Source organism: Microbacterium sp. JB110, from assembly GCF_003335195.1.
Taxonomy (GTDB): domain Bacteria; phylum Actinomycetota; class Actinomycetes; order Actinomycetales; family Microbacteriaceae; genus Microbacterium.
The window spans coordinates 49,194-63,068 of the sequence record NZ_QPGM01000004.1 but is presented as its reverse complement, the minus strand read 5'-3'; the positions used below and the strand labels follow the sequence as shown (position 1 = coordinate 63,068).

The 13,875-nt window shown below is 67.9% G+C and carries 15 protein-coding genes; 8 read left to right on the top strand and 7 right to left on the bottom strand.

Translation table 11 applies throughout. The annotated features are described in order from the left end of the window. The first annotated feature begins 8 nt into the window (after positions 1 to 8). The gene (locus tag CIK77_RS08635; protein WP_087053517.1) at positions 9 to 1,139 is read left to right on the top strand and encodes a bifunctional 2-methylcitrate synthase/citrate synthase; all 1,131 of its coding nucleotides are present in this window, start codon (positions 9 to 11) and stop codon (positions 1,137 to 1,139) included. Positions 1,140 to 1,226: 87 nt separating this feature from the next. Here the strand turns inward: CIK77_RS08635 and CIK77_RS08630 are convergent, their stop codons facing one another. The 3 genes from CIK77_RS08630 to CIK77_RS08620 are packed head-to-tail and all read right to left on the bottom strand — an operon-like array spanning position 1,227 to position 3,261. Next, positions 1,227 to 1,952, bottom strand: a complete 726-nt coding sequence (locus CIK77_RS08630; RefSeq protein WP_087053518.1) for a hypothetical protein — start codon at positions 1,950 to 1,952, stop codon at positions 1,227 to 1,229. Next, positions 1,949 to 2,878 carry an ABC transporter ATP-binding protein gene (locus tag CIK77_RS08625; protein WP_087053519.1) on the bottom strand — a complete coding sequence of 310 codons (930 nt, stop codon included), beginning with the start codon at positions 2,876 to 2,878 and terminating at the stop codon, positions 1,949 to 1,951. Before CIK77_RS08625 ends, CIK77_RS08630 begins: the two co-directional genes overlap by 4 nt. 11 nt (positions 2,879 to 2,889) lie before the next feature. Beyond that, positions 2,890 to 3,261: a GntR family transcriptional regulator gene (locus tag CIK77_RS08620; RefSeq protein ID WP_087053520.1), complete on the bottom strand. Its 372-nt coding sequence runs from the start codon at positions 3,259 to 3,261 to the stop codon at positions 2,890 to 2,892. 101 nt (positions 3,262 to 3,362) lie between these two features. Between CIK77_RS08620 and CIK77_RS08615 the strand changes: the two genes are divergently transcribed. Next, positions 3,363 to 4,040 carry a YdeI/OmpD-associated family protein gene (locus tag CIK77_RS08615; protein ID WP_087053521.1) on the top strand — a complete coding sequence of 226 codons (678 nt, stop codon included), beginning with the start codon at positions 3,363 to 3,365 and terminating at the stop codon, positions 4,038 to 4,040. A gap of 5 nt (positions 4,041 to 4,045) precedes the next feature. On the opposite strand, the gene CIK77_RS08610 is transcribed toward CIK77_RS08615, so the two are convergent. The 3 genes from CIK77_RS08610 to purL all read right to left on the bottom strand — a co-directional run bounded on the left by CIK77_RS08610 (position 4,046) and on the right by purL (position 7,206). Continuing rightward, complete coding sequence (locus CIK77_RS08610; RefSeq protein WP_087053522.1) at positions 4,046 to 4,561, bottom strand: hypothetical protein; 516 nt, start codon at positions 4,559 to 4,561, stop codon at positions 4,046 to 4,048. Between the two features lie 148 nt (positions 4,562 to 4,709). Continuing rightward, positions 4,710 to 4,871: a hypothetical protein gene (locus tag CIK77_RS17655; protein ID WP_170934007.1), complete on the bottom strand. Its 162-nt coding sequence runs from the start codon at positions 4,869 to 4,871 to the stop codon at positions 4,710 to 4,712. 25 nt (positions 4,872 to 4,896) lie between these two features. Beyond that, entirely contained in the window at positions 4,897 to 7,206 is a 2,310-nt protein-coding gene (gene purL, locus CIK77_RS08605) for a phosphoribosylformylglycinamidine synthase subunit PurL (RefSeq protein WP_087053523.1), read from the bottom strand. A 170-nt stretch (positions 7,207 to 7,376) separates the two neighbouring features. On the opposite strand from purL, the gene CIK77_RS08600 reads away from it, so the two are divergent. Beyond that, a complete protein-coding gene (locus CIK77_RS08600) occupies positions 7,377 to 7,730 on the top strand; it encodes a hypothetical protein (RefSeq protein WP_249268458.1) in 354 nt (117 codons plus the stop codon). A gap of 13 nt (positions 7,731 to 7,743) precedes the next feature. Here the strand turns inward: CIK77_RS08600 and CIK77_RS08595 are convergent, their stop codons facing one another. Further along, complete coding sequence (locus tag CIK77_RS08595; protein ID WP_087053703.1) at positions 7,744 to 8,334, bottom strand: Lrp/AsnC family transcriptional regulator; 591 nt, start codon at positions 8,332 to 8,334, stop codon at positions 7,744 to 7,746. A gap of 144 nt (positions 8,335 to 8,478) precedes the next feature. On the opposite strand from CIK77_RS08595, the gene CIK77_RS08590 reads away from it, so the two are divergent. Genes CIK77_RS08590 through CIK77_RS08570 form a run of 5 tightly spaced genes read left to right on the top strand, consistent with a single transcriptional unit; the run spans position 8,479 to position 13,768 of the window. Then, a complete protein-coding gene (locus tag CIK77_RS08590; protein WP_087053704.1) occupies positions 8,479 to 10,080 on the top strand; it encodes an ABC transporter substrate-binding protein in 1,602 nt (533 codons plus the stop codon). A gap of 31 nt (positions 10,081 to 10,111) precedes the next feature. Continuing rightward, complete coding sequence (locus tag CIK77_RS08585) at positions 10,112 to 11,170, top strand: ABC transporter permease (RefSeq protein ID WP_087053705.1); 1,059 nt, start codon at positions 10,112 to 10,114, stop codon at positions 11,168 to 11,170. Then, entirely contained in the window at positions 11,167 to 12,126 is a 960-nt protein-coding gene (locus CIK77_RS08580) for an ABC transporter permease (RefSeq protein ID WP_087053706.1), read from the top strand. The genes CIK77_RS08585 and CIK77_RS08580 overlap by 4 nt, the downstream gene beginning before the upstream one ends. After that, entirely contained in the window at positions 12,123 to 12,914 is a 792-nt protein-coding gene (locus CIK77_RS08575; protein ID WP_087053707.1) for an ABC transporter ATP-binding protein, read from the top strand. The genes CIK77_RS08580 and CIK77_RS08575 overlap by 4 nt, the downstream gene beginning before the upstream one ends. Next, on the top strand, positions 12,911 to 13,768 hold the full coding sequence (locus CIK77_RS08570; protein WP_249268459.1) for an ABC transporter ATP-binding protein: 858 nt from the start codon (positions 12,911 to 12,913) through the stop codon (positions 13,766 to 13,768). Before CIK77_RS08575 ends, CIK77_RS08570 begins: the two co-directional genes overlap by 4 nt. Positions 13,769 to 13,875: the final 107 nt, after the last annotated feature.

Sequence of the window (13,875 nt, the reverse complement as noted above, 5' to 3'; positions counted from 1 at the left end):
AGCACCGGATGACGGATGAGATTCACAAGGGCCTTGCCGGCGTCGTGGTCGACACGACCGCGGTCAGCAAGGTGAACCCCGACACGAACAGCCTGCTGTACCGCGGCTACCCCGTGCAGGAGCTCGCCGCGACGCAGCCGTTCGAGGCCGTCGCGCACCTGCTCTGGCATGGCGAGCTGCCCAGTGATGAGGAGCTGGCGCGGCTCGGGGCCGCAGAGCGCGCGTACCGTTCCCTCGCGCCGGAGGTGCGCGCCGCGATCGACCTGGTGCCCGTCAGTGCGCACCCGATGGACGATGTGCGCACCGCGATCAGCGTGATCGGCGCGTGCGACGCCTCGGGCGGCGGATCCGTGCTCGAGGCGTCGGGCTCGCGCGAGACGAACATCGACCGCGCGATCCGGTTGTACGCGCAGCTGCCGGCGATCGTCGCCTACGGTCAGCGCCGCCGCCGCGGTGAGGATCTCGTCGCCCCGCGCGACGACCTCGACTACGCGGCGAACTTCCTCTGGATGACCTTCGGCACCGAACCGGATCCGGTCGTCGTCGACGCGTTCAACAGCTCGATGATCCTGTACGCCGAGCACTCCTTCAACGCGTCGACCTTCACAGCGCGAGTGATCACATCGACGATGAGCGACCTGTACTCGGCGGTCGTCGGAGCGGTCGGCGCGCTCAAGGGCCCGCTGCACGGCGGCGCCAACGAGGCCGTGATGCACGTGTTCGACGAGATCGGCGACGCCGACAGCGTCGTGCCGTGGCTGGAGGAGGCGCTGGCCGAGAAGCGCAAGATCATGGGCTTCGGGCACCGCGTCTACAAGCACGGCGACTCGCGTGTGCCGACCATGAGAGCCGCGCTCGAGACGCTGGTCGAGCACTGCGAGCGTCCGGATGTCCTCGAGCTGTATACGAGGCTGGAGAGCGAGTTCGTCGCGCGCAAGGGCATCTACCCGAACCTCGACTACCCGTCGGGCCCTGCTTACAACCTGCTCGGCTTCGACACGGCGACCTTCACGCCGCTCTTCGTCGCGGCCAGGGTCACAGGGTGGACGGCCCACATCATGGAGCAGCAGGCATCGAACGCGCTCATCCGCCCCCTGTCGCAGTACGACGGCCCGGACGAGCGGCACGTGGCGAGCTGACGAGCTGCTCGACCCCCGAGTGCCTACGAAGTTCGCGAGTGCCTACGAGATCTCGTAGGCACTCGCGAGGAACGTAGGCGCTCGCGGCTACACCGTCGCGCGCCGCAGCGTCGCGTAGGCGCCGACGGCGAGCACGGCGGTGAGGGCGAGGCCGCCGAGGGTGAGCACGAACGCCCCGGTCTCGACGAACCAGCCGATCAGCGACGGCCACGATCCGGTGCGGGTGACGATGAAGATCGTCGCCATGACGGCGAGGCCGATCGATATGCCGACCGAGACGACCGCGAAGGTTCCGAAGCGCTTCCAGATCGTCGCCATCCAGAACCCCATCACGAACAGGAAGATCGTGAACGTGAAGTAGCTGAGCCATGCGGAGAGCCAGCCCGGCGCGAAGAGATAGTCGAGGTAGGCGACCCGGCCGTTCACGCCGTACCCGTTCGTCAGCTGCTCGATGCCCGCCAGCGCGATGAACAGCGTGGCCATCATCGCGGCGCCGATCGCTCCGATGATGAGCGTGCCGACGAAGAACTCGCGTCGGGTGATGCTCATCGCCTGAGAGAACGGGAACGTGAGCGTCATCGCCTGAATGCCCAGCGCCGCGAAATACCACAGCGGCGCGTTCGCCGCTCCAGCCACCTTGACGTCGTCGCCCGGGATCATCGCGAAGATGAGGATCGAGAGGATCGCGGCCCCCGCCAGGATGATGAGGGGCACCCAGACGAACGACTGGGTGTTGATCAGCTGCAGGCGCACGACGTTGAGGGTGCGGCTGCTCTGCCGGCGCGGCGCCGGCGTCGCGGTGATGGAGGTCATCGCTTGGCTCCTTCTGTGTGTGCGGTGGTCGGGGAGCGCTCGGCCCCCGAATCGCTCGGCTCGCGCTGCGTCATCCGGACGATCAGCTGCTGCAGCGGCACGGGCGCGAGATCGAGGCCAGCCGCTTCGACTTCACGGCGCTCGTCCGGCGAGAGACGGCCGAGGAACGTGACGCTGGCGACGCGGCCGAGACCCTCGCGGTGCAGCACCTCGCGGCCCCGGACGAACGGCTCGAGCAGGTCGGCATCGCCGACGATGTTGGTGGCCTGTCCGCGCGCATCCTCTGCGGACTGGTCCATGATGATCCGACCGTCGTCGATCACGAGCACGCGCTCGATCAGGTTCGCGATCTCGTCGATGAGGTGGCTCGACAGCAGGATCGTGCGCGGATGCTCGGCGTAGTCCTCGAGCAGCCGATCGTAGAAGATCTGCCGCGCGACCGCGTCGAGGCCGAGGTACGGCTCGTCGAAGAAGGTGATCTCGGCGCGCGAGGCGAGCCCGATGATCACGCCGACCGCTGAGAGCTGCCCGCGCGAGAGCTTCTTGATCGGTGTCTTCAACGGCAGCTGGAAGTCTCCGATCAGCTGCTCGCACAGCTGCTGGTCCCAGTGCGGGAAGAACAGGCGTGCCGAGCGGAAGGCGATCGTGGCGTTCGCCTCATCCGGATACTTCTGGCTCTCGCGCACGAAGCACATCCGGTTCAGCACCCTGGGGTTCTCGTAAGGGTCCTCGCCGAAGACGCGGACCGTGCCGGATGTGGCGAAGTTCTGGGCGGTGAGGATCGACATCGCAGTCGTCTTGCCCGCGCCGTTGCGGCCGAGAAAGCCGTAGATGGCGTTCCGTTCGACCCGGAAGCTGACGCCGTCGAGGGCGAGGGTGTCCTTGTAGCGTTTGGTGAGGTCGTGCACCTCGATGACGGGGTCCATCGCAGAACCTTTCATTCGGCTGGCTGGGTCTTCGCGTGCTCGGTGAGGAGCGCGCGAACGTCTTCTGGGGCGAGGCCGATGCGGCCGGCCTCGGTGAGCAGGGGGGCGACGTAGTCGGTGACGAACGCTTCGCGACGCTCGCGCAGGAGCACATCGCGGGCGCCGTCGGCGACGAACATGCCGATGCCGCGGCGCTTGTAGAGCACTTCCTTGTCGACGAGCATGCTGATCCCCTTCGCTGCGGTTGCAGGATTGATGCGGTGGAAGGCGGCCAGCTCGTTGGTGGACGGCGCCTTCGCCTCCTCGGCGAGGCTGCCGTCGATGATCTGCTCCTCCACGCTCTCAGCGATCTGGAGGAACAGCGGCCGGTCGTCTTCGAACACATCGCTCCCGGTTGGTTAGGTGGTTAGTTACTCGACTAATGAACCATAGTACTGCGATGCTGTCAAGACCGGATGTCGGAGGGTCGTGGCATGCTGTCCGCATGACGACGACTCAGCCGGGCACGCCAGGCGGCACCGAGGAGCGGCCGGCAGTGTTCTTCCGCGATGCCGCGGAGTTCCGGGCATGGCTCGAGCAGAACCACGAATCCGCGACCGAACTGTGGATGGGTCTGTCCCTCGCGCACGTGCCGGATCGCGGCCTGACCTGGGCCGATGCGGTGATCGAAGCGCTGTGCTTCGGGTGGATCGACTCGGTCTCGCAGCGCATCGACGACGATTCGCGCAGGCAGCGTTGGACGCCGCGCAAGCCCAGGAGCACGTGGTCGCGCGTGAACATCGCGCACGTCGAACGGCTGTCCGCGGAGGGCCGGATGCACCCTGCCGGGATGGCTGCGTTCGAGCGACGGTCGGCGGGGAGATCGGGAACGTACTCGCATGAGAACCCCGAGGCTGATCTCACGTCGGAGCTGCAGGGCATCGTCGACGCATCACCCGGTACGGTCGCCTTCCTCGCCGAGGCGACGCCCGGCTACCGCAAGGCGGTGCGGCACTGGATCATGTCGGCCAAGCAGGAGGCCACACGAGAGCGCCGCGCGCACCAGCTCGTCGACGACTCGGAGGCGGGGCGTCTGGTGCCGCCGCAGCGCCCGGGGAAGACCCCGGCGTGGCTGGAGCGGGCGGCTGCGGCGGCGGAGGAGGCGCGCGAAGCGCCCAGGTGAGGCGCTCAGCCCTCGCAGCTGCTGCAGACGCCGGTGGAGGGGAGCTCGAGGAAGCAGGTCATGCACACCGGCTTGGGCTTCTCCGGCACGGCGGGCGCCTTGCGCGACGGGCGCTTCGCCGCAGAGCCGGCCGTTCGCGTGGAGCGAGCCGTCGACTTTCCGCCGTCGACCGGATGATCGATGCCCCACGCGCCGTGGAAGCGGCGGCTGGGCCAGCGCGGCACGCTGTCGCCGGCGCGGCGGGTGACGTCCTGCTCGGTGCGGAAGCCATTGGTGTAGCCCGGATGCACCTCGAGGGCGGGATAGCCTCCGCGGCGCTTGAACTGGAAGTAGTCGCCGAAGCCCACGATGCCGTCGACGTCGGTGCTGTCATAGATCGCTCGGATCAGGTCTCGGTTCGCCATCGGCGTCGCGTATCGCTCGAACGCCTCGTCGAGGTCGGTCAGGCGCACCGCACGAGCCCCCGCGTTCTTGCGCTTGCTTCGGCTGCTGTCTGCTGTCTCACGGGTCACGTTGCTCACTCCATCAATTCTCGCCGCTCGATGGAAGCCCGAGGGACATACGGCGCGCCGTCGGAAGGAGTGCGGCGGCGCGACGCGAGTGCGAGTCGCGCCCGAGCGGCCGATGTTCGGCCTGGCGCACCCATCGCGGCGACTCGCCGCCTCGAGGTCAGCCGAACAGCAGGGCGAACGCGCTCGCGCCGCCGCCGGTCACCAGAAGCGCGATGATCGCCGTCCACGCGACGGCCCGGATGCGCCGATTGCGGCGCTCCGAGTAGAGCTCGCTGGCTTCGCCATCCGACTCGAGTTCCGAGTGATTGATCTGCGACATCCGGGTGGGGTCTCCTGACACGTCTCTACGCGACGGGTTCGGCGACGGTCTCGCCGAAGTGCTTCTGCAGGGTGGCCGACGACAGCTCGCGCAGCTCATCGGCGGAGTAGGTGAACACGTCCTGCACCTCGAGGTCGGCGACCGAGTCGGTTACGCCGATGCGGGCGACGGGGTAGCCGCGGCCGGTGCACAGGCCGCGGAACTTCACGTCGTCCTCGCGCGGGACGGACACGATCACGCGGCCGGTCGACTCGGAGAACAGCGCAGTGGCGGCGTCGACGCCGTCGCGCTCCATGATCTCGGTGAGCCAGACGCGCGCGCCGACGCCGAAGCGCAGCACGCTGTCGGTGAGCGCCTGTGCGAGGCCGCCGGTCGACAGGTCGTGCGCACTGGCGACGAGCCACTCGTCGTTCGCAGCCGCGAGCAGACCGGCGAGGCGCTTCTCGGCATCGAGGTCGACCTTCGGAGGCCGCCCGCCGAGGTGGGAGTGCACGACATCCGCCCACGCTGAGCCATCGAGCTCCGTTGCGGTGGTGCCGAGGAGATAGATGTTGTGGCCGGGGTCCTGCCAGCCGCTGGGCACGCGGCGCGAGACGTCGTCGATGATGCCGAGCACGCCGACCACGGGGGTCGGGTGGATCGGGGTGTCGCCGGTCTGGTTGTAGAACGACACGTTGCCGCCCGTGACCGGAACGCCGAGCTCCTGGCAGGCGTCCGACAGGCCGTCGACGGCCTGGGAGAACTGCCACATCACCTCGGGGTTCTCCGGGCTGCCGAAGTTGAGGCAGTCGGTGACCGCAGTCGGCTTCGCGCCGGTGACGGCGACGTTGCGATATGCCTCGGCGAGGGCCAGCTGCGCGCCCTGGTTCGGGTCGAGCTGGCAGTAGCGGCCGTTGCAGTCCGTCGCGATCGAGAAGCCGAGCCCCGACTCCTCATCGACCCGGATCATGCCGGCATCGTCGGGGAACGACAGTGCCGTGTTGCCGAGCACGTAGTAGTCGTACTGGTTCGTGATCCAACTGGTGTCTGCCAGGTTCGGGCTCGAGACCAGATCTGCGAACTGCTGCTTGAGGACATCCGGATCGTTCGAGCGCTCGAGCTTCGCAGCGCTGTCGGCCTGCAGCGCGTCGATCCAGCTCGGGTAGGCGACCGGACGGTCGTAGACCGGTCCGTCGACGGCGACCGTCGAGGGGTCGACGTCGACGATGGTCTCACCGTTCCAGGTGATCACCAGGCGGCCGTCGCCGGTGACCTCGCCGAGCACGCTGGTCTCGACGTCCCACTTGTCCACGACGGAGAGGAAGGCGTCGAGCTTCTCGGGAGCGACGATCGCCATCATCCGCTCCTGCGACTCGCTCATCAGGATCTCTTCTGCGGTGAGCGATGGGTCGCGCAGCAGCACCTCGGTGAGCTCGACGTTCATGCCGCTGCCGCCGTTGGCTGCCAGCTCGCTGGTGGCGCAGGAGATTCCGGCGGCGCCGAGATCCTGGATCGCCTCGACCAGGTCGTCGCGGTACAGCTCGAGGCAGCACTCGATGAGCACCTTCTCGGCGAACGGGTCGCCGACCTGCACGGCGGGGCGCTTGGTCGGACCGCCGTCGTCGAACGAGTCCGAGGCGAGGATCGAGGCGCCGCCGATGCCGTCGCCGCCCGTGCGGGCACCGAACAGCACGACCTTGTTGCCCGCGCCTGTGGCGTTGGCGAGCCGGATGTCCTCGTGGCGCATCACGCCGACCGCGAGGGCGTTGACGAGAGGGTTGGCCTGGTAGACCGAGTCGAACACGGTCTCGCCGCCGATGTTGGGAAGGCCGAGGCTGTTGCCGTACGAGGAGATTCCTGAGACCACGCCGTGCACGACGCGGGCGGTGTCCGGATGGTCGATGGCGCCGAAGCGGAGCTGGTCCATGATCGCGACGGGGCGCGCGCCCATCGAGATGATGTCGCGGACGATGCCGCCCACGCCCGTGGCCGCGCCCTGGAACGGCTCGATGTACGAGGGGTGGTTGTGGCTCTCGACCTTGAAGGTGACCGCCCAGCCCTCGCCGACGTCGACGACGCCTGCGTTCTGGCCCATGCCGACCATGAGGCGCTCGCGCATCTCATCGGTGACCTTGTCGCCGAAGCGGCGCAGGTACTTCTTGCTCGACTTGTAGGAGCAGTGCTCGCTCCACATCACCGAGTACATCGCCAGCTCGCCGCTGGTGGGGCGGCGGCCCAGGATCTCGCGGATCTGGTCGTACTCGTCGTCCTTCAGGCCGAGAGCGCCGTACGGCTGCTCCTTCTCGGGCGTTGCGGCGGCGTTCTCGACGGTGTCAGCGACGTGTTCTGTGGTCACGCGTGGGGCTCCTGAGGCGGGGGCGGGCCGGGGTGGGTCAAGTCTATCCGGATGGGGTGAGTGGGAGCCGGGCGGGGGAGGTGGTGAATCGCGGTGCCGGCGCCGCGTACGAGGGTGCGCTGGGCACATCCGGCACTCTGCGCACAGCGGGTGGCGGGCATAATCGCCCGATGACCTCTTCTTCGCTTCCCTCCCTCGACGGCCGGGTGTTCCGCATGGTCTCCTCTACGACGTCGCGCGTCGACCCCGCCTCTCCCACGGTCTTCCGCTACTCCGAGCGGGACGGTGCGATCTGGGGCGAGTACGACGGCGACACCGTGACCTTCGGCCGCTTCGTCGGCGTCCGTGCGCCGCGTGCGATCCGTGTGTCCTTCGTCCACGTGCTCCGAAAGGACGGCACCGTCGTCGAAGGGGAGGGCAACAGTGACATACGGGAGCAGGACGGACTTCTGCGGCTCGTCGAACACTACGAGATGCACGGTTCCGCGCAGCTCAGCGTGTGCGAGGAAGTGCAGGAGGAATGACCTCGCAGAGTCGCTAGCCGCCTTCTGACGTCATCGACGCGCGCCCTTCGGCGGCGGGCGTCCAGCGAGTCATGCCCAGCTGCGAAACGCTTTCGCGCTCCGGCAGATCGGTCGGCAGCACGTACGGCCTGCGGACGACCTCGTCGAGCACGACGACACTGACCACGGTGCGCACCTCGGGCAGCGTCGCGATCACGCCGGTCGTCAGCGTGTGAATGCCGCTCACGTCGGTTGCGCGCACGAGCAGCATCGCGTCGTGCTCCCCGGTGGTGATCGCGCAGTATTCGATGTCGGGCAGCTCGGTGATCCGGTCGCGAAACGACGCCCATGACTGCGGCAGCACGGTGACGAATACGAGGGCGCATACCGACAGCCCAGCGCGCGATGCGTCTATCTGTGCTGAGAAGCCGGTGATGACGCCCGTCTGCATCAGGTTCTCGACTCGCGTGTAGGCACTCGAGCGCGAGATTCCCACCTGCTCAGCGAGGGCGGCGATGGAGATCCTGCCGTTGGCACGCATCGAATCGAGGATCTGATAGGAGATGTCGTCGAGGGCAGCATTTCGTCCGGCAGGACCCGGCTCGTTTCGGCTTGAGTTGGACATTCTGCAGGTCAGCCTCCGAACGTGTGACGACTGTGTTTCAGTCGCACGGTCTCAATGGACAAATAGTCGCACATCGTGTCATTCTGATCGCCGTTGTCCACAGTGCTCATCCAGCTGCTGCCGCTTCGTCCTCAGGAGTCCCTCATGATCCCTCGCACGCTCCGGCTTCCCGCCGTCGCCCTCGGCACCGCCGCGGTCATTGCTCTTGCCGGATGCTCGGGCGGAAACTCCGCCAACGACTCGGGTGATGCCGGAGGGGAGAGCGGGGGTTCGCTCGTCATCGACGCCGCGTTCTCGATCGAGACGGCTGACCCCGGCCACAGCTACGATCCCACGGGCAACATGATCGCGAAGGCCCTCTACGAGACGCTGGTGACCTTCGAAGGCGCTGACGTCGCTGATCCGCAGCCGGGGCTGGCGAGCTGGGAGCAGAACGACGACGCGACCGAGTTCGTCTTCACACTCGACGATGGTCGCACCTTCTCTGACGGCACCGAGGTCACCGCGGACGATGTCGTCTTCACTCTGCAACGCATTCAGAGCCTGGAGTCGGCCAAGCCGCACTTCCTGCTCGAGGGCCTCACGATCGAGAAGGTCGACGACAGCACGATCCGTTTCACGACCGAGACGCCGAGCCTGCAGCTGCCGGCGATCCTCGCCAACCCGGCCCTGGGCATCCTGAACCAGGAGGTCGTCGAGGAGAACGGCGGCGCAACGGACGGCTCCGACTCGGCCCAGGAGTTCCTCGATGGCGAATCGGCCGGCTCGGGCCCCTACGTTCTCGAGACGCTCGACCTGACCTCGCAGGTCGTGCTGACGAAGAACCCCGACTACACAGGGGACGAGAACGTCGCATACGACCGCGTCGTCGTGCGCAACGTGACCGAGAGCGCCACTCAGCTGATCAACCTGCAGGGCGGCGACACCATGGCGGCGTTGGATCTCAACGGCGACCAGGTCAGCGGCCTGGGCGACGGTGATGGTCTGGCGGTGAACCCCGTGGCTTCCGCGCAGACGATCTTCCTGCTCTTCAACCAGAACGACGAGGTCGCCGGCGACATGGCGAACACCGACATCGCGGAGGCCGTGCGCTACGCACTCGACTACGACGGTCTGCTCGAACTCGCCGGCGAAGGCGCCCTCCAGGCGACCGGCGTCATCCCGCCTGGCTTCGAAGGCTCTCTCGACGCGGGCGTCGAACAGGATCTCGATCGCGCGCAGGAGGCGCTCGACGCGGCAGGGTACGACGGCGAGACGTTGACACTGCAGTACCCGAACGACTACCCGGTCGGCGGCGTCGAGTTCACCCCGCTCGCCGAGCGCATCCAGGCCCAGCTGGGCGATGCCGGCATCGACGTGGAGCTTGCCGGTCAGCCCTTCGCCACGGAGCTCGACCTGTACACCGGCGGTCAGGAAGGCTTCGGGCTGTGGTTCTGGGGCCCCGACTACGCGGACTCGGCGAACTTCCTGCCCTTCGGTCCGGGCCTCACGGTCGGCGAACGCGCCGGATGGGACGAGGCCGCAGCAGGTGAGATCGCGGAGCTGGCGACGTCTGCGAGCACGGCGACCGATCCGGAGGAACGGACTGCGGCGTTCACCGAGTTCGCCGAACACATGCAGCAGGAGGGGCCGTTCGTGCCGCTCATCGTGCCGGGGAAGAACTTCGCCACCACCGACGAGATCACCGGCGCCGTGTACAACCCCGTGTGGGAGCTGAACATCGCCGAGATCCAGCCGGCGGGTTGACGGCCGGCTCATCCGGCCGCGTTCCACACCGATGGCTTCTGACACCCCGACGCGCAATCGCCCGGCGAGGTCGCCCCTCGCCGGGTACCTGCTGCGTCGCGCCGGAACATCCGTCCTGCTGCTCATCGGCGTCACGGTCGTCACGTTCCTGCTCACGAACCTCGTTCCCGGCGACCCCGTCGCCGCGGCTCTCGGCGAGGGAGCATCGCAGAACGAGGCCACCCGCGAGGCGTTCATCCGCGAGCACGGACTCGATCAGCCGCTCGTCGTGCAGTACTTCCTCTACATGGCCAACGTCTTCCAGGGCGACCTCGGTACGTCCCTCGTAACGGGGCAGCCCGTCGTCGACGATCTCGCGACCGCTGTGCCGGCCACGATTGAGATCGCCGTGGCCGCCATCATCGTCAGCCTGGCCGTGAGCATCGTGCTCGGCACGCTGGCCGCGTACCGACGGGGGCTCGTCACTGACCAGATCGTGCGCGTCATCACCCTGATCGGGTTGAGCGTTCCGACGTTCTGGCTCGCGCTGGTCAGCTTCTACGTGTTCTTCCTCCAGCTGGGCGTCGCCCCGGGCTCCGGTCGCGTCTCACCGAACATCGTGCCTCCGCCGAACATCACCGGCTTCTACACGATCGACTACCTTCTCAACGGCGACGCCGTCGGCTTCTTCGATGCGGCGGCCCACATGGCGCTGCCCGTGCTCGTGCTGTCTCTGGTGACGATCGGACTGCTGACCCGGTTCATCCGGACCTCCGTGCTGGAGGTGCTGGCGAGCGACTACGTGCGAACGGCCCGCGCCAAGGGCCTCAACGGCACCCGTGTCGTGCTCGACTACGTGCTGCGCGGCGCCGCGCTGCCCATCCTGACCGTCGTGGGCATCGCCTTCGGGGCGCTGCTGTCAGGCACCGTGCTGGTCGAGGCCGTGTTCGCGTGGCCCGGATTGGGCACCTACGCCTACGGTTCGGCGTCGAACCTCGATCTGCCCGGAGTGATGGGCGTCGGACTCGTCGTCGGTGTCATCTATCTCGTGATCAACTTCGTCGTCGATGTGCTCTACGGCGTGCTCGACCCGAGAGTGAGGCTTGCATGAGCCCGGATGAACGCGGCGACGGCACGACGAACGCGAGTGCTTTCGAGACGGCGCGCCCCTGGTGGCGGCCGCGCGTGCGCCTGCCGCGGGCGTGGCGCACACCCCTTGGGATCGTCGGGACCGTGCTCGCCCTCGCATGGGTGATAGTCGGATTCACGGCGCAGTGGTGGGTGCCGCACGACCCGCTCGCCCAGTCGCTGCCTCGCCTGCAGGCGCCGGGCAGTGAGGCAGTGCTCGGCACCGACGGCAACGGCCGTGACATCTTCTCGCGTCTGATGTCCGGTGCCACCGTGACGCTGCCGCTCGCGCTCGCCCTCGTCGTCGCCGCGACCGTGATCGGCACGATCATCGGCTCCGTCGCCGGCTACGTCGGCGGCTGGGTCGACGAGACGTTGATGCGACTGACGGATCTGTTCATGGCCTTCCCGACCGTCATCCTCGCGATGGTGGTGGCGGCATCACTCGGGCCGTCGCTGTTCAACGCCGTGATCGCGGCGGTCGTCGTCTCCTGGCCGCAGTATGCGCGCGTCGTCCGGAGCCTCGTGATCAGCCTGCGCACGCAGAACTACGTCGTCTCGGGTCGACTGCTGGGCTACTCACCCCTGCGCACACTCACCGTCGACATCCTGCCCAACATCGCCGGCCCCGTGATCGTGCTCGCAACGCTCGATGTGGGAACGGCCATCCTGCTGCTGTCCGGTCTGTCCTTCCTCGGGCTGGGGGCCCAGCCGCCGACGCCGGAATGGGGCTCGATGATCTCGGCTGCGATGCAGAACTTCGACGCGTGGTGGCTCGGAGTGTTTCCCGGACTGGCCATCCTCACAGTCGTGATGGCATTCAACTTCCTCGGCGATGCGCTGCGAGATGTGCTCGACCCGGCATCGGATGCCGTGCGTGCTGAACCCGGGCTGAGCGCGCCCGCAGACGACGGGGCGGCGAAGGGGGTTGCTTCATGAGCGCTCTCAGCATCACCGATCTGCACATCTCGATCGGACGCCCACTCGTGCAGGGCATCTCGTTGGAGCTGTCGGCGGGGCGTGTGCAGGGCCTGGCCGGCGAGTCCGGATCGGGCAAGACGCTCACCTCGCTCGCCGTGCTGGGCCTGCTGCCGCGGCAGGCGCGGGCCTGCGGATCGATCCGACTGGGCGACACCGAATTGCTCGGCATGAAGCGGCGCGCCCTCAACCGGGTGCGCGGCAACCGCGTCGCGATGGTGTTCCAGGATCCGTCGTCCGCGCTGCACCCGCAGCTCACCATCGGTCACCAGCTCACCGATCATGTGCGCACGCACCTCGGATCCGACCGGAAGAAGGCCATGGAGCATGCGGCCGAGCTGCTCGAGCGCGTGAGCGTGCCGGATGCGGAGGATGCGCTCACTCGATACCCGCACCAGTTCTCCGGGGGCCAGCGCCAGCGCATCGCGATCGCCATCGCACTGGCGTGCGACCCGGAGGTGCTGCTCGCCGATGAGCCGACCACGGCTCTCGATGTCACCGTGCAGGCGGGCATTCTGCGCCTGCTGCGCGATCTTGCCATCGAACGCGAACTCGCGGTGCTGCTGGTCACGCACGACCTCGGCGTGATGAGCGCAATCGCCGACGACGTCGCGGTGATGCGCGGCGGTCGGATCGTGGAGAGTTCGACTCGCGAGGGGCTGTTCTCGAATCCGCAGCATGACTACACGCGGAGCCTGTTGGCCGCGCTGCCGGGCTCGCGCATCGCCGACGAAGGAGGTGCCGCGTGAGCGCCGAAACCTCATCAACGAGCTCGACGGTGCTGGAAGCACGCGGCCTGGTCGTCCGCTACGGCAGGCGCACACCGCTCACGGCCGTCGATGACGTCTCGTTCGACATCCACGAGGGCGAGACGGTCGCGCTGGTCGGCGAGAGCGGCAGCGGCAAGTCGAGCGTCGCCCGCGCGGTCGCCGGTATCGAGAACCTCGCACAGGGCACCGCGGAGTTCGTGGGATCCTCCGTGACTCCGCTGCGGCTCCGCCGACGTCGAGCCGACCTGACGGGAATCCAGATGGTGTTCCAGGATCCGTCGACCTCGCTCAATCCTCGCCGCAGGATCGGCGGCCAGATCGCCGATGGTGCGGCTGCAGCGCGTGCCCGCGGTCTGGAGGGTTCGGATCCGCAGGAGTGGCTCGAGCGCGTCGGCCTCGACCCCGCTGCGGTCTCGCGGTTCCCGCACGAGTTCTCCGGAGGTCAGAAGCAGCGCATCGCGATCGCCAGAGCGCTCGCCGCGAGGCCGAAGCTGCTGGTCGCCGACGAGCCGATCTCGGCACTCGATGCCTCGACGCAGACATCCGTGGCTGCGCTGATGCGCGATCTCGTCTCCGAATCGGGCGCAGGAATGCTGTTCATCTCGCACGATCTCGCGGTGGTGCGCAGAATCGCCGATCGCACGCTGGTGATGTACGGCGGTCGGGTGCTCGAAGCGGGTGGCACCGCGCGTGTGTGGGCCGATCCGCAGCACCCCTACACGCGGTCGCTCCTGAGAGCGATCCCCGAACCGGACGGCCTCGGCAGAATCCCGGTTGCGCCGTCGGCCGAGGAGCGCGCGTCGTGGTCGACGCACCCTCCCGTCATCGAGTGAGGGGCGCACCCTCCCGCCCACCGGTAGGCCCCCTCCCGCACCGTCCGACGTCTGGGTTAGCCTCGTGGCAGGCCCATCGTCGGGTCGGACGACGTCCCGAGGAGGAA

Bases quoted from the DNA above. Each gene is read 5' to 3' on its own strand.
- CIK77_RS08635 (WP_087053517.1), top strand. From the start codon at position 9: ATGACGGATGAGATTCACAAGGGCCTTGCCGGCGTCGTGGTCGACACG.
- CIK77_RS08600 (WP_249268458.1), top strand. From the start codon at position 7,377: ATGACCTCTTCTTCGCTTCCCTCCCTCGACGGCCGGGTGTTCCGCATG.
- CIK77_RS08585 (WP_087053705.1), top strand. From the start codon at position 10,112: ATGGCTTCTGACACCCCGACGCGCAATCGCCCGGCGAGGTCGCCCCTC.
- CIK77_RS17655 (WP_170934007.1), bottom strand. From the start codon at position 4,871: ATGTCGCAGATCAATCACTCGGAACTCGAGTCGGATGGCGAAGCCAGC.
- CIK77_RS08625 (WP_087053519.1), bottom strand. From the start codon at position 2,878: ATGGACCCCGTCATCGAGGTGCACGACCTCACCAAACGCTACAAGGAC.
- CIK77_RS08615 (WP_087053521.1), top strand. From the start codon at position 3,363: ATGACGACGACTCAGCCGGGCACGCCAGGCGGCACCGAGGAGCGGCCG.
- CIK77_RS08590 (WP_087053704.1), top strand. From the start codon at position 8,479: ATGATCCCTCGCACGCTCCGGCTTCCCGCCGTCGCCCTCGGCACCGCC.
- CIK77_RS08580 (WP_087053706.1), top strand. From the start codon at position 11,167: ATGAGCCCGGATGAACGCGGCGACGGCACGACGAACGCGAGTGCTTTC.
- CIK77_RS08575 (WP_087053707.1), top strand. From the start codon at position 12,123: ATGAGCGCTCTCAGCATCACCGATCTGCACATCTCGATCGGACGCCCA.
- CIK77_RS08630 (WP_087053518.1), bottom strand. From the start codon at position 1,952: ATGACCTCCATCACCGCGACGCCGGCGCCGCGCCGGCAGAGCAGCCGC.
- CIK77_RS08595 (WP_087053703.1), bottom strand. From the start codon at position 8,334: ATGTCCAACTCAAGCCGAAACGAGCCGGGTCCTGCCGGACGAAATGCT.